The 13,729-nt window shown below is 41.8% G+C and carries 12 protein-coding genes; 3 read left to right on the top strand and 9 right to left on the bottom strand.

Annotation, left to right across the window (positions count from 1 at the left end; genetic code table 11):
- Position 1: 1 nt before the first annotated feature.
- Together ABXS85_RS09465 and kdgR are read right to left on the bottom strand one after the other, a co-directional pair.
- Positions 2 to 358, bottom strand: coding sequence for a cupin domain-containing protein (locus ABXS85_RS09465; RefSeq protein ID WP_353666281.1), 357 nt, complete (start codon positions 356 to 358; stop codon positions 2 to 4).
- 276 nt (positions 359 to 634) lie between these two features.
- A complete protein-coding gene (gene kdgR, locus ABXS85_RS09470) occupies positions 635 to 1,426 on the bottom strand; it encodes a DNA-binding transcriptional regulator KdgR (protein WP_353666282.1) in 792 nt (263 codons plus the stop codon).
- Positions 1,427 to 1,710: 284 nt separating this feature from the next.
- Here kdgR and ABXS85_RS09475 point away from each other — a divergent pair, with 284 nt between their 5' ends.
- The gene (locus tag ABXS85_RS09475) at positions 1,711 to 2,862 is read left to right on the top strand and encodes an oligogalacturonate lyase family protein (RefSeq protein WP_353666283.1); all 1,152 of its coding nucleotides are present in this window, start codon (positions 1,711 to 1,713) and stop codon (positions 2,860 to 2,862) included.
- A gap of 118 nt (positions 2,863 to 2,980) precedes the next feature.
- On the opposite strand, the gene glmS is transcribed toward ABXS85_RS09475, so the two are convergent.
- The 3 genes from glmS to ABXS85_RS09490 all read right to left on the bottom strand — a co-directional run bounded on the left by glmS (position 2,981) and on the right by ABXS85_RS09490 (position 7,441).
- Positions 2,981 to 4,807, bottom strand: a complete 1,827-nt coding sequence (gene glmS / locus ABXS85_RS09480; protein ID WP_353666284.1) for a glutamine--fructose-6-phosphate transaminase (isomerizing) — start codon at positions 4,805 to 4,807, stop codon at positions 2,981 to 2,983.
- Between the two features lie 101 nt (positions 4,808 to 4,908).
- Positions 4,909 to 6,270, bottom strand: coding sequence for a bifunctional UDP-N-acetylglucosamine diphosphorylase/glucosamine-1-phosphate N-acetyltransferase GlmU (glmU, locus tag ABXS85_RS09485; RefSeq protein WP_353666285.1), 1,362 nt, complete (start codon positions 6,268 to 6,270; stop codon positions 4,909 to 4,911).
- A 265-nt stretch (positions 6,271 to 6,535) separates the two neighbouring features.
- The gene (locus tag ABXS85_RS09490) at positions 6,536 to 7,441 is read right to left on the bottom strand and encodes a LysR family transcriptional regulator (protein ID WP_353666286.1); all 906 of its coding nucleotides are present in this window, start codon (positions 7,439 to 7,441) and stop codon (positions 6,536 to 6,538) included.
- A 163-nt stretch (positions 7,442 to 7,604) separates the two neighbouring features.
- Between ABXS85_RS09490 and ABXS85_RS09495 the strand changes: the two genes are divergently transcribed.
- Positions 7,605 to 8,198, top strand: a complete 594-nt coding sequence (locus ABXS85_RS09495) for an FMN-dependent NADH-azoreductase (RefSeq protein WP_353666287.1) — start codon at positions 7,605 to 7,607, stop codon at positions 8,196 to 8,198.
- An 81-nt stretch (positions 8,199 to 8,279) separates the two neighbouring features.
- On the opposite strand, the gene ABXS85_RS09500 is transcribed toward ABXS85_RS09495, so the two are convergent.
- Positions 8,280 to 10,442, bottom strand: a complete 2,163-nt coding sequence (locus ABXS85_RS09500; RefSeq protein WP_353666288.1) for a Tex family protein — start codon at positions 10,440 to 10,442, stop codon at positions 8,280 to 8,282.
- 371 nt (positions 10,443 to 10,813) lie between these two features.
- On the opposite strand from ABXS85_RS09500, the gene ABXS85_RS09505 reads away from it, so the two are divergent.
- Complete coding sequence (locus ABXS85_RS09505; RefSeq protein WP_353666289.1) at positions 10,814 to 11,212, top strand: H-NS histone family protein; 399 nt, start codon at positions 10,814 to 10,816, stop codon at positions 11,210 to 11,212.
- Positions 11,213 to 11,304: 92 nt separating this feature from the next.
- Here the strand turns inward: ABXS85_RS09505 and ABXS85_RS09510 are convergent, their stop codons facing one another.
- The 3 genes from ABXS85_RS09510 to ABXS85_RS09520 all read right to left on the bottom strand — a co-directional run bounded on the left by ABXS85_RS09510 (position 11,305) and on the right by ABXS85_RS09520 (position 13,728).
- Entirely contained in the window at positions 11,305 to 12,435 is a 1,131-nt protein-coding gene (locus tag ABXS85_RS09510; RefSeq protein ID WP_353666290.1) for a Wzz/FepE/Etk N-terminal domain-containing protein, read from the bottom strand.
- A gap of 75 nt (positions 12,436 to 12,510) precedes the next feature.
- Complete coding sequence (gene trmB / locus ABXS85_RS09515; protein WP_353666291.1) at positions 12,511 to 13,257, bottom strand: tRNA (guanosine(46)-N7)-methyltransferase TrmB; 747 nt, start codon at positions 13,255 to 13,257, stop codon at positions 12,511 to 12,513.
- Positions 13,258 to 13,365: 108 nt separating this feature from the next.
- Positions 13,366 to 13,728 carry a DUF423 domain-containing protein gene (locus ABXS85_RS09520; RefSeq protein WP_353666292.1) on the bottom strand — a complete coding sequence of 121 codons (363 nt, stop codon included), beginning with the start codon at positions 13,726 to 13,728 and terminating at the stop codon, positions 13,366 to 13,368.
- Position 13,729: the final 1 nt, after the last annotated feature.

The raw sequence follows: 13,729 nt of genomic DNA on the forward strand, positions 1-13,729 counted from the left end.
ATCAAGAATCCTGTTTTTTATAGTAAGAGTCTTCTAGACCCAGAAAGTCTTTGCGCATAGGAGTGAAGTTGTCCAGCAATATGCCAGGCTCTAAACACACGCAACCATGCATCACATTTGGCTCTTTATAGAGTGTGTCGCCTTGGCTCACGATGCGTGTTTCATCACCAATGGTAAATTCAAATTTGCCCGAAAGAACATAGGTTAGCTGCTCGTGAGGATGATTGTGTAACGGCCCCACTGCGCCTTTTTCAAAGTGTACTTCAACAGTCATGATGTTATCTGAGTACGCCATAATTTTGCGAGAAACGCCGTCACCTAAGTCTTCAAGTGGGACTTCTTTATTGTAAACAAACATAGGATAGCTCTTAGTATTCTTGTTTTAGACTCAGATACTATAGCAGCCAAACAAAACATTATTCAATATTTTATGAAAAAGCGTTTCAATTAATTCTTAAAAACAAATGTATCTTAAGATTAAATCTGAAATGGTAAGGTGAGAACACAAGCAATCAATAAGATAAGATCGATAAATGAACTTGTCTAAATCTCCATCCATTGTTTATTGGCAGAGAAGCATGATTATGCGCGGCCATAGAAAAAACATAGCCGCGTTAATGGTAAGGATGGAGGATTAGGCGGCTTTTACGTAACCCAGTTTTTCTGACACTTGTGCTGCCGCTTCTTTTAACAAACTGGTGTAAGTCTCAAATTTTTCTTGAGTATAACGCAAGGTTGGAAAAGACAAGCTCAAACCCGCCACCACATTACCTAAGCGATCGTATATAGGAGCAGCAATACAACGTAACCCTTCTTCTTGCTCCTCATTATCCATGCCAAAACCCTGCTTTTTCACTTCTTCCAATTCCACCAAAAGGGATTCAATGGAACGATGTGTTTTCGCAGTGGATGGAACGAAGTCAATGCCTTTAAAGATTTCACGAATGTAGCTTTCAGGACGTTCAGCCAGTAAAACTTTACCAATTGCCGTTGAATAAAGTGGATTACGACCACCAATACGAGACTGCATACGTAAATTATACTGAGCATCTACCTTGTAGATGTACATAATGCTGTCATGATCACGAATACCTAGGTGCAAAGCTTCTTTTGTCAGCTCACCTATACGCGTCATATGAGGTTCTGTTAGAGACACTAAATCTACGTGCTCCAAGGCTTTTGCTCCAGTCTCAAAGAGCTTCAATGTCAAAGAGTAACGATCGTCTTCCCCTTCTTGACTGACAACTCCTAACATTTTCATAGTTTGCAGAAAACGATATACGGTACTTTTAGAGGTCATGACCTTTTGTGAAAGCTCAGTCACACCTGAAGACTTTTTCTCGGCAAGGGCATTCAGAATAGCGAAAACCTTCATGACTGAAGAGACGGGTTCAATTTGTTGATGGCTATTTTCTTCTTTCGACATAAGCTTCTTCTTCGAACATCAATGGTTTCATTTTTTTTGAAATGTAATTTTGCGATTATAGTGTAAATTCTCAACAAGTAACATCCCTATTAGTTTTACTCATTTTATGCAGGCTAGATGAGAAAAACCTTTCTCGCCATTTTTTTGAATAAATTAAAATTATTTTCGAAACAGCTTTTCATTTTTTGTTGACAGCATCAACTCAAACTTTATATTATCAATTTCAAATGATCCTCATTACCTGTCGACCTTTTCGACCATTAACAAAAATAAGAGAGGGATACATGCCACTCGGTCAGCTTTTATCATTACCTTTTAAGCATGCTAAAGATGCTAAAACGGGTGCAAGCATCTCACAAATTACGCCAGACAACTTTATTTGTAACCGAAATTATTTTTATCAAAAATGCTTCACAAATGATGGCAATAAGTTGTTATTGGCAGGAAATTTTGATCAAAATCGCAATTACCACTTGTTTGACCTTGAGGAAGAAACAGCACTACAACTTACCGAAGGCAGCGGTGACAATGTCTTTGGTGGGTTCTTAACCAGCCAAGATGACGCGCTCATCTTTGTTAAAAACAACAAACAACTCATTCGTGTCGATTTAAAAACTCAAGAACACAGCACACTTTACGAAGTCGCAAAAGGCTGGATTGGTTATGGCACTTGGGTACCTAACTCAGCGTGCACTAAAGTGGTTGGCATCGAAATCAAAGACACAGATTACATTGAGTTGGACAGTTGGGAAAAATTTGCTCAACTTTACCATCAAAGCCCTCGCTGTCGATTAATTTCCATCGACCTACAAACAGGTCAGCGTAATGTAGTCTATGAAGAAAATATCTGGCTTGGCCATCCGCTGTATCGTCCAAATGACGATAATACCGTGGCCTTTTGTCATGAGGGCCCTCATGATTTAGTAGAAACTCGAATGTGGATGGTTGATGAAAACGGTGACAATCTGCGCAAAGTCTACGAACAGAACCAAGACGAATCCTGTACTCACGAATTCTTTGTGCCTGATGGTTCTAAAATGATGTTCGTGTCCTACCGTCCCAATACCAACAAACGTGAACTTTGCTCCGTGGATGCCAACACACTGGAATTCAAAGTGGAAACCGAAATGCCGGCTTGCAGTCACTTAATGAGTAATTATGACGGCAGCCTAGTGGTTGGCGATGGTTCAGGCACCCCAGTGGATGTTACTGACACTTCTGGGCACACCATAGAGAACGACCCAAATCTTTATGTGATTGATCTAAATACAGATTCTATCAAGGCTATCGCTGAGCACAACACCAGTTGGGCAGTGTTGAACGGTGATCGCCAAATCAATCACCCGCATCCTTCTTTTACGCCTGACAATCAATCAGTGTTATATGGATCCGATGTGAATGGCTCACCAGCAGTTTACATGGCTAGTATTTCTTAGTGAGAGAAATAGCTAAAGGAAAGTGAAGTTTTGAGGCTCAAACGAGTCTCACCATGAGTGTTACTCTCTGTAAGAGTTTTGCCCAGTTAGGATACTAACTGGGCTTTTTTAGCACAAGTTATTCCACTGTCACAGATTTCGCCAGATTACGAGGTTGATCCACATCGGTTCCTTTCACCACAGCCACATGATAAGACAAGAGTTGCAAAGGAATAGTGTGCACTATGGGTTCCAAAATGGCTTCCACTTTCGGCACTTCTGAGAAGGTCACATTACCCTCGTTGTGCAAGTCTGTATCCTTGTCCGCAAATACATACAATTCACCACCACGGGCAGTCACTTCCTGTAAGTTAGATTTGATTTTATCCAACATATCGTTATGCGGCACTAAGGTGATGATAGGCATATCCTCGTCCACTAATGCCAATGGGCCATGCTTTAATTCTCCGGCTGGGTAGGCTTCTGCGTGAATGTAGGAAATTTCTTTGAGCTTTAGGGAGCCTTCTAAAGCTATGGGGAACATGGCACCACGACCAAGGAACAAAGCATTATGCTTATTAGCAAATTTGTCCGCAATCTGCTTAATATGATTGTCCTGCGATAGAGCCGTATCCACATGAGCAGGTAAGGAACGCATGGCTTGCACCAATTCCGCTTCTTTCTCAGCACTTAAACCATTCTCAACTGCAATCGCCACACTGGTAATCAATAAAGCCGTTAATTGAGTAGTAAACGCCTTAGTGGAGGCAACACCAATTTCAGCCCCAGCGTTAGTCAATAAGGTCAAAGCCGACTCGCGTACTAACGTACTGGAAGGCACATTACAGATAGCCAGTGTGGTCAGGTAATCTAGTTCTTTTGCCATGCGCAATGCGGCCAAGGTATCTGCTGTTTCACCAGACTGAGAAAGGGTCAAAAACAAAGTATTTTTTGGCACCGCCACTTTACGATAACGATATTCACTGGCCACTTCGACACTGCAGGGCAAGCCTGCTAATTCCTCAATCCAGTATTTGGCAACCATACCAGCATGGTAACTGGTACCACAGGCCACAATATGTATGTTCTCAACTTTTTTCAGGAAATCAGATTCTGCGCCAAAACAGCTGGTCAGCACTTTAGTGTCACTGATACGACCTTCTAAACAAGCGCTGATCACTTTGGGTTGTTCGTAAATCTCCTTCATCATGTAATGACGGAATTCACCTTTATCCGTGGCATCCACATTATGATTAAACACGCTAACAGGACGCTCTTGCACCTTACCTTGCTCATCATAAATGGTCACAGCATCACGCGTCACCTCAACCACATCCCCCTCTTCAAGAAAGATAAATTGGTCAGTCACATGCAACAAGGCCAGTTGATCAGACGCCACAAAGTTTTCCTCGATGCCTACGCCCACCACCAAAGGACTGCCTTTACGCGCCGCAATAAAACGTTCATTGTCGTCTTTTTGCACTACACCAATCGCAAATGCACCTTCTAAACGACCTAAGCTAGCTTGTACGGCTTTCAACAAATCACTGTCTGTTTTTAAGGCATCGTGAATCAAGTGAACGATCACTTCTGTATCTGTTTCAGAGTTAAACTGATAGCCTTTTTCTTTTAGTTCGCGACGTAATGGCTCATGATTTTCGATGATACCGTTGTGAACCAAAGCCAAATCGTCACCTGAGAAATGCGGATGGGCATTGGCTTCGGTTGGTTTTCCATGAGTGGCCCAACGGGTATGAGCAATGCCCATTTTGCCATCTAAAGGCTGCTCTTCGAATTTATCGCGAAGCGCCTGCACTTTGCCAACAGCACGATGTGAATACACGCCTTGATCATTATTAATAGCTACGCCAGAAGAGTCATAACCGCGGTATTCCAAACGGCTCAAGCCTTCAAGTAAAATTTTTGCCACATTTCGACGTGCAACCGCACCCACTATTCCGCACATAAATCTATCCTTATTGGCCCGAGCAAACACCAGTCAGCTCAAGCAATTTATCTTTTAATCTAATCTTAATGATGGTTCAGCTTTTGAAGTTTTCTAAGCCACTACTTTTTCGTTGGGCGTAGCCAATTATCCTTATTTGATTGTCTTGCACGGGCAAAGGCCAATTGTTTTTCACCAACCGCTTTGGTAATAGTTGAGCCTGCTGCAATGGTGGCGCCTTCTGCCACTTCCACTGGTGCTACTAAGGAGGTGTTAGAACCAATAAACACATTATCGGCCACCTGGGTGAGATGTTTATTCACACCATCATAGTTACAAGTAATGGTGCCGGCACCCACATTTACATTAGCGCCCATTTGAGTATCACCAACGTAACTCAAATGGTTTACCTTGCTGCCTTCGCCAATGTGGGCTTTCTTGGTTTCAACAAAGTTGCCAATCTTGGCTTTGTTTGCCAGTTTGGTACCTGGACGCAAACGAGCAAAGGGGCCAATATCACAGGCATCTCCCACTTGACTGTCGTCGATCATGGAGTGACTTTTGATTAAAGTGCCCTCCCCAATGACACAATCTTTTAAATAACAGTTCGGACCGATTTCAACCCTATCGCCCAGCACAACCTTGCCTTCAAACACACAATTCACATCTATGACAACGTCTTGCCCGGTTTGTAACTCACCGCGCACATCAAGGCGGGCTGGATCAAGCAATGTCGCCCCTTGGCGCATCAATTCGCTCGCCACCTGTTGCTGCCATTCGCGTTCTAAAGCAGCCAGCTGAATTCTGTCATTTACACCGGCAACTTCTGCTTCGTTACTCGGTTGCACAGTCACTATGTCTATCCCCTGTTGAGCCGCCATAGCAATAATGTCTGTTAAATAATATTCGCCTTGCGCATTATCATTGGTTAACGCTGCCAACCAAGCCTGCAAATGGGCATTTGGCGCCAGCAAGATACCCGTATTCACTTCTTGAATCGCCAACTCTTCTACACTTGCGTCTTTTTGTTCCACAATCGCCGCTACCTGGCCTTGACCATTACGAACAATACGTCCATAACCCGTCGGATCAGCGAGATTAATAGTAAGCATCACCAAAGTATTTGGAGAAGATAAAGACACCATCTTTTCAAGTGTGTTGGCACTAATTAACGGCACATCGCCGTAGAGAGTTAATGTTGAACCTGTGTTTTGTAGAGAGGGTGCCACACGACGCAATGCATCGCCTGTTCCTTGAGGGTCATTTTGCCAGACCAGATTAACGGAAAAGTCCTGACAATGTTCAGAAACTTGCTCCCCTTGATGCCCTACCACTAAATGTAAATTTGCTTCTGGCATCCTACTGGCAGTTGTTAATACACGCCTTACCATAGCGGTACCACCAACTTTATGCAGCACTTTAGAATAAGAGGATTTCATTCGACTGCCTTTACCAGCAGCAAGAATTACTATGTCCAGACTCATGAAGCTTCCTTGTATTATATTTGATATGAATATAAGCGTATTAGGCTATTAAAACCTGCACCATCCTAAGCAACAACCCAAATTGTCATAAAATAATTGACAATATTAAATGTAAATCAATAAGACTATGATTTATCGATACTATAGGACAAATTTCATACTTATTTTTGTCACCAGTTGACACTTTTATGAGAAAATTTTTGGAGAAATCAAAGGGGACTCAATGAAAAACAGGCTTAACTTGTCCATAAATCAATTAATGCATCTAGTCTTTATGATTAGGACAAACATTACATTCTTCTTGCAGTAGCTCAACTAATAGACGTGTGGCAGGGCCGGTTCTTTCACCCTTACCGAAAATAGCATACAGGTGAAAATTACGTTCCGCACCAGACACTAAATTGAGCCGTTTTAATTTACCGTTTTGCAGTTCTTCCCCTATATCAGCTTTTGGCAACCAAGCAAAACCAACACCACTGACCACAATTTCCAATGCCGACTGCACACTGGATACCGTCCAACGTCGCTCGGTTCCTAACCAACCTGCATCCATGGAAGACTCCACGGCAGAATCTCGTATCACCAATTGCAATTCGCGACTGAGTCTTTCATTATTCACAGCCCCTTCTTCTTCAAAAAGAGGGTGTAAAGGCGAAGCAACGGCTAACAATTCTACTTCCACTATGGGATCGGCCAGATAACCTTTAGGCACTATGCCACTTAACACCAAATCAGGTCGGCCTTTTTGCAAAGCTTCCAAGCCACCACTCAAAACAACTTCTTTTAACTGCACTTGAGTCCCCTGACTTTGTGGCTCAAATGCTTTGAGGGCGCGAAGCAGGGCAGGTGTTGGAAAAGTTTGATCCACAACCAATTCCAATTCTGGCTCCCACCCTTGTCCCAAAGTATGTGCTAATTCTTCCAGTTCCACCGCTTCTTTTATAAGATGACGAGAGCGTCGTAGTAAGACTTCACCACGCTCTGTTAATTTGGCTTTACGGCCCTCAATGATAAGTAGCGGGTAACCTAACTGCTCTTGAAGTTTAGCCACTGTGTAACTGACGGAAGATTGGCTTTTATGCAAGGCTTCGGCCGCTTGGGCAAAACCGCTCTTATCAACCACTGCTTGGAGTACTCGCCACTGTTCTAAGGTAACTCTAGGTGATTTCACTTTGACTCTTCTAACTGTCTGTAAATTTGACCTCTAAAGTATCGTATTATTCGATCAATATCTCCAAAAAAAGTCACTTTTTAATCGAATATTTTGGCTATATCATTTTTTTACTTTCTCAAAACCTAGCCTAAATGGCTTTTCAAGATATCGGAGACATAAGATGACAACATTATTACGTATTGATTCCAGCGCTGCTGGCGCTAACTCTAAATCTCGTCAGTTAGCAGACGCTTTTGTCGAGAAGTGGCTGGCGAAAAACCCAGACGGCAAAATCGTGACTCGTGATGTAGACACCAACCCGCTCCCACACTTTACTAACGAAACACTTAGCGCATTATTTACACCGGAAGAAAACCGTACTGCAGAACAAAAAGCCATTGTCGCTATTGGCGATGAACTGATCGATGAATTAGAAGCGGCGGATCTGATTACTATCTCTGCACCTATGTACAACTTCAGCATTCCTTCAACTTTGAAGTCTTACTTTGACTACATTGCACGTGCTGGTCGAACTTTCCAATACACTGAAAACGGTCCTGAAGGTTTGGTCAAGAAAGACGCTTACGTATTCTCAGCCAGCGGCAGTTTCCTTGCAGACACTCCTATGGATCATCAAGCCCCATACATCAATACATTCCTAGGCTTCCTAGGTCTTAATGTAAAAGCCACCTTCATTGCTGGCGGCCAAGCAATGGGCGAACCAGGAGAGCAAGCATTTGAAGAAGCGAAAACCAAGATAGCTGCAGCAGTTTAAGTCCACTTCCAATTCTCAAAAAGCCAGTTAATCGCTAACTGGCTTTTTTGTTTTCTGCTTCAACAAGATAACAAGATATCCTCAAAGCCCTTGCGCTTTTAAGCCAATACGCTTGCGCTTTACATCCACATCCAGTACTTGCACTTTGACCACCTGCCCAACTCGAACTAAATCACGAGGATCTTTTACAAATCGATCCGCTAATTGTGAAATATGAATCAAACCATCCTGATGTACACCTAGATCGATAAAGGCTCCAAACGCCGCCACATTCGTCACTACCCCCTCTAAGCTCATCCCCTCATGAAGGTCTTCAATTCTTTGTACACTATGATCAAACGCAGCATATTTGAATTCAGGACGGGGATCTCGTCCAGGCTTGGCCAACTCAGCCAATATATCGGTATATGTAAAATCACCGGCAGACTGAAATTGTGGCGCCATTACTTTGAGCTGCTGAATGGCAGCAGCATTATTTAGCAAGTCTTTGCTAGTTAACCGCAGCTGTTGCGCCATTTGTTTTACGAGACGATAAGATTCTGGATGCACACCGGATTGATCCAGCGGTTCTTTACCGTTAAGTATGCGTAAAAAACCAGCACACTGCTCGAAACACTTTTCGCCTATCCCTTTGATCTTTTTTAACTCGGCACGCGATTCTATACGACCCTTCTCTTCACGATATCGCACTATATTTTGTGCAAGGCGTTCTGTTAATCCAGACACATAGGAAAGCAAAGAAGCGGATGCAAGATTTAAATCTACCCCCACACGGTTCACACAGTCTTCCACGACATGTGCTAATGAGCCCGATAAAGCGCTGGCTTTTATGTCATGCTGATACTGACCAACACCAATAGCTTGAGGTTCAATTTTCACCAATTCCGCTAATGGATCTTGAAATCGACGTGCAATCGAGATCGCCCCTCGTATGGTGACGTCGAGATCAGGAAATTCTTCAATAGCAATTTGTGACGCCGAGTAGACCGAAGCACCGGCCTCACTGACGACTATGGCCTGACAGGATAGGACCTGTTCTCGTATCACTTCTTTCGTTAGACTTTCCGTTTCTCTTGACGCTGTACCATTACCAATGGCTATCCAAGGCACTGCATACTTTTTAATGAATTTAATTAATGTTTGTTTGGCTTGCTGCACTTGGTTTTGTGGTGAGTGCGGATAAATAACACTGTGATCCAATACTTTCCCTTGCTCATTTATAACAGCAAGTTTTACACCATTTCGAAAGCCTGGATCCATTCCCAATACTCTATGAGCGCCTGCTGGAGCAGCCATTAATAAGTCTTCTAAATTATTCGCAAAGACTTGAATTGCCCCCTCTTCCGCTTTTTCTTTTAATTGATTCAGCACCTCTGTTTCTGATTTACTCTGTAACCTTGATTGCCAAGCCAAGGTCAGAAAGTGTTTTTGAATAGAGGATAACTGACTTGGCGTAGAAAGATTCTCCTCAAATATATTATTTAGGTGAGGAAGATTTAATTCGTTTGGATAACCCCTCTCAGAAGGCAATTGAATATTTAATTTTAAAATACCTGCCTTTTTACCACGAAATAACGCTAACAACCGATGTGCAGCGGCCTTGGATACGGCTTCTTCATACTCAAAATAGTCTTGAAATTTTTCACCTTCTTGTTTCTTACCTCTCAAAACACGACTCTGAATCACGCCGTCTTTTAATAGTACATACCGTGCCATTTTTAATACATCACTGTCATCACAAAGTGCTTCTATAATGATGTCTTGGGCACCTTGAAGGGCTTCTTTTGATGAAATATTCATCCTATTTTGCTGAATCCAAATCGCTACTTTTGGCTCTTCCGGTAAACAGCGTCCTTGCCAGATTGCTATAGCTAACGCGAGTAAGCCCTTATCACGGGCCAAATCTGCTTTACTTTTTCGTGTCTTTTTAAAGGGGGCGTAAATATCTTCTAATTCCGTTTTTGAAACAGCGGCATGAATTTTCTCTTTTATCACCGCCGTGGCATGAGGATCTTTTTCCAGTAAGGACAAAATACTTTCTCGACGCTTATTTAACTCACCTAAATATTGCCAGCGTTCAAAAAAATTACGCAATTGAACATCTGTCATACCTCCAGAGCTTTCTTTTCGATAGCGTGCAATAAATGGGACACTTGCGTCCTCTTCGAATAATGCAATGATGTTTTCCGACACTTTAATCGAACATAAAAACTCAGAGCTTAAAACCTGTGATACTGACTTCATTTATTATCCTACTCTTTACACTTTTATCACTCATATGGTCTATAATTCTATTAGCATATTTTTCTAATTTTTATTAGAATCCATTGCCAGACTGAAATGAAATAAAATGAAATATTATTTTCATGCATTAATTTTCAGTTTATTTTTATAAATATTGACTATCTTGTCATTTTATAAAAGCTAAGTGAAATAATCGACCTGTACGGAAACAATGGTTGTTATTCATATAAGGAAGTGACGAACAAGTTATCTAAACTTTTTCAAATCTTCATTACGTCATTTTAACACTTACTACTGGGTGTGAAAGATGGATCTATTTTTCAGTACAGGACCATACTCAACCAGTTCTAACAGATAAATAGGGGATATCGATGAGTTTATTACTTGAGTTAGCAGGTAACAAAGCAAAAGCACGTGCAGCAGCAAAAGAATTGAGCGTTGCACAATTGGAAAACCTAATTGCAGGTTTAACTAATGCTTTAGAAAAAGCCAAGGAAGAGGAAGCAGCCCGCGCAGCTCAAGAAGCAGAAAAGTCTGCTCGCGCTGAAGAAATCGCTAACTTGATCGCCAAAAGTGGCCTCACAATGGAAGAAGTTGCCAAGCTGACTTCAACCAAAGTAGGTGCGACCAAAGGCAAAACCGTTGAACCAAAATACCGTCTAACGGTTAATGGTGAAGTATATGAATGGACTGGCCGTGGTCGTACACCTAAGGTATTCCAAGAATATTTTGATGCTGGTAACAGTCGTGAAAGCGTAGAAATAAAGTAACACTTTTATACTAAAACAAAAGTAAAAAAAGCGATCACTCTCTGAACAAGAAATGATCGCTTTTTTATTTCGTAAATCATGGATTACAATATCTATTTATCACGAAAAGCGAAGCGCACCAACACGATTAAACAACCTAACATTCCTCCCAACAACACCCCAAGCAATGCAATAAGTCTTCTGTTAGGCGAAGTTCGACTCAAAGGCTTTTCAGGGGCATCAATGAATCTAAAAGTTTCAAAATCTGCATTTTTATCAATTTTTAAACGTTCAATTAATCTCAATTCTGAATTTACCACATCTAACCTTGGATCTAGAACCGAAAGCTGATCAAGCTCTTCCAAGACCTTTACTTTCGCTGCCAATGCATTGGCACCTATATTGATAGGAAATAAATCACTTACACCCAAATTTTCTATTGGCCTTTGAATTCCAGCAGCCTCAGTTATTTTCAAAGCATATCTACTTTGAGCCAATTCAGCCTCTAAACTCTCTTTAGCTTGATCTTGAAGCATAGAGAGCTCTTGCTGTAATTCATACTCTTTTACCTTTACAATAGAATTAAGGTTAGCAATAGCGATCTTTCTAGCTTGCTGACTAGCATAAATAATATAATTTTGAAGAAGTTCAAAGCTATCTTGATCAGTATCACTTTCTCCCTTCAGGGTATAAACATAAACGTCAGGAGCATCCTTTTTCGTTTCATGCGCTATGTCAAAAAGCTTACTAGCCCAATGGACATACAACTTTTGCTCTTGGCTTAAATATTCATCACCAGTAAACTCTTGCTGAATGAAATTAACTTCTTCTTGAAATGCATCAATTGAGGACAAATATGCTAACTTATTTGATCTCGATTGATATTGCTGAATAAAAATTTTGAAAACATTTATTGGCTCAACCAATACATCAAGCTTTGTCATGATGCCCTCCTCTTCATCAACTTGATAAGTATGAAACAATGGCTGATAGCCATTCACCATTATTTGATATGCTTCAAAATCACTTGGTTGAGGTACAGTTACTACGGCCTCCGAAGTCCATTTCTGTTGCGCCATGAGGGCATACACAATAGCAAAAATGGTGACCATAAAAGTAGAAACAAGGACAATCCATTTACCTTGCCAGAGCGCAAGAAACAATTCTTTTAAATCTATTTCGTCATCCCGATAAGATGGATACTGAGACAATTCTTGCGACTCAATTGACACTTTTCCACTCACTGTTACTTTCCCCTTACTCTGCAAGATATTTTGATTAACGTCAGACTCGTTAACTATTTGATCTTTAACTTTACTTTACTTGACTCTATCAGTCACTCGGTAAATCAAATCCCAAACGCCATGGCCTAATTTCTCGCCGCGCTGTTCAAATTTCGTCAGCGGACGCCATTCTGGACGCGGGTAATATTCTCCCTTTCCTGCAGCATTCTCATATTCAGCTTGTACTTCCATGACTTCCATCATGTGCTCAGCATAAGGTTGCCAATCGGTTGCCATATGAAATTGGCCGCCTGGTTTTAATACGTTTGCCACTTGTTGGGCAAACAAAGGCTGTACAATACGACGCTTATTGTGCTTTTTCTTATGCCAAGGATCAGGGAAAAACAACTGGAAACTACTGGCCGCTCGCTCAGGCAAACAGCTTGCCATGACTTCAATGGCATCGTCACAATAAACACGCAAATTAGTAAGACCAGCTTCCTGCGCTAACATCATCAGCTTAGCGACACCAGGTGGGTGGACTTCAATACCAATAAAATCTTTTTCTGGCGCATTCTTCGCCATTTCAGCCAAGGAAGCGCCCATACCGAAGCCCACTTCTAGCACGACTTCAGATTCACGACCAAATACTTGATGATAATCGATGCGGCCGTCTTCTAAATTCAGGCCATATATTTCCCAATTCGCATCGTAATTTTTTTGCTGACCTTCTGTCATACGACCACCGCGTACCACAAAACTGCGAATGGTCCGCTTTTTAATGGGATCTTGATGGCCTTGAGCAGCGTCTGTGTTGGAGATATCTGTTTGTTGCTCTTTCATGATCGCTCTATTTTTCTTTTTACTTGGTAGAAAATTCAGGCGTATGCTAACGTAAATACGCAAATATGTCGTGGTTTTTCAAACGACTTCAAAGGATGGTGTCTCTTTTTATTGCCACAACTGCCAAGTCAGAAGCAACCAAGCCAATAAATAACTCAATCCACCCAAAGGCGTAATCATACCAAGCCAAGTCATCCCAGTCAGTGCCATTAAACATAAGCTACCAGCAAAAAGAAGATTACCGATAAAGAAAATTAACAGAATACGAGTCGGGTTCTTTAGATAGCCACTTAAGGCCGCTACGACCAATCCTGCTAAAGAGTGATACATGAGATATTGACTGCCTGTTTGCCACCAAGATAAGGCGTTTGGAGCCAATAAATGCGCTAAAGCATGAGCGCCAAACGCCCCCGTTGCCACCGCCATAAAAGCCTGCAAAGCAAATACGGCCGCCCATTTTCCATGCAACATG

The sequence above is a fragment of the Marinomonas sp. THO17 genome (assembly GCF_040436405.1).
Lineage (GTDB): Bacteria > Pseudomonadota > Gammaproteobacteria > Pseudomonadales > Marinomonadaceae > Marinomonas.

What these genes read in the sequence shown, in the direction of transcription:
- glmU (WP_353666285.1), bottom strand. Translation starts at nt 6,270, where the DNA reads ATGAGTCTGGACATAGTAATTCTTGCTGCTGGTAAAGGCAGTCGAATG.
- ABXS85_RS09495 (WP_353666287.1), top strand. Translation starts at nt 7,605, where the DNA reads ATGACAACATTATTACGTATTGATTCCAGCGCTGCTGGCGCTAACTCT.
- ABXS85_RS09465 (WP_353666281.1), bottom strand. Translation starts at nt 358, where the DNA reads ATGTTTGTTTACAATAAAGAAGTCCCACTTGAAGACTTAGGTGACGGC.
- trmB (WP_353666291.1), bottom strand. Translation starts at nt 13,257, where the DNA reads ATGAAAGAGCAACAAACAGATATCTCCAACACAGACGCTGCTCAAGGC.
- ABXS85_RS09475 (WP_353666283.1), top strand. Translation starts at nt 1,711, where the DNA reads ATGCCACTCGGTCAGCTTTTATCATTACCTTTTAAGCATGCTAAAGAT.
- kdgR (WP_353666282.1), bottom strand. Translation starts at nt 1,426, where the DNA reads ATGTCGAAAGAAGAAAATAGCCATCAACAAATTGAACCCGTCTCTTCA.
- glmS (WP_353666284.1), bottom strand. Translation starts at nt 4,807, where the DNA reads ATGTGCGGAATAGTGGGTGCGGTTGCACGTCGAAATGTGGCAAAAATT.
- ABXS85_RS09520 (WP_353666292.1), bottom strand. Translation starts at nt 13,728, where the DNA reads ATGTTGCATGGAAAATGGGCGGCCGTATTTGCTTTGCAGGCTTTTATG.
- ABXS85_RS09505 (WP_353666289.1), top strand. Translation starts at nt 10,814, where the DNA reads ATGAGTTTATTACTTGAGTTAGCAGGTAACAAAGCAAAAGCACGTGCA.
- ABXS85_RS09500 (WP_353666288.1), bottom strand. Translation starts at nt 10,442, where the DNA reads ATGAAGTCAGTATCACAGGTTTTAAGCTCTGAGTTTTTATGTTCGATT.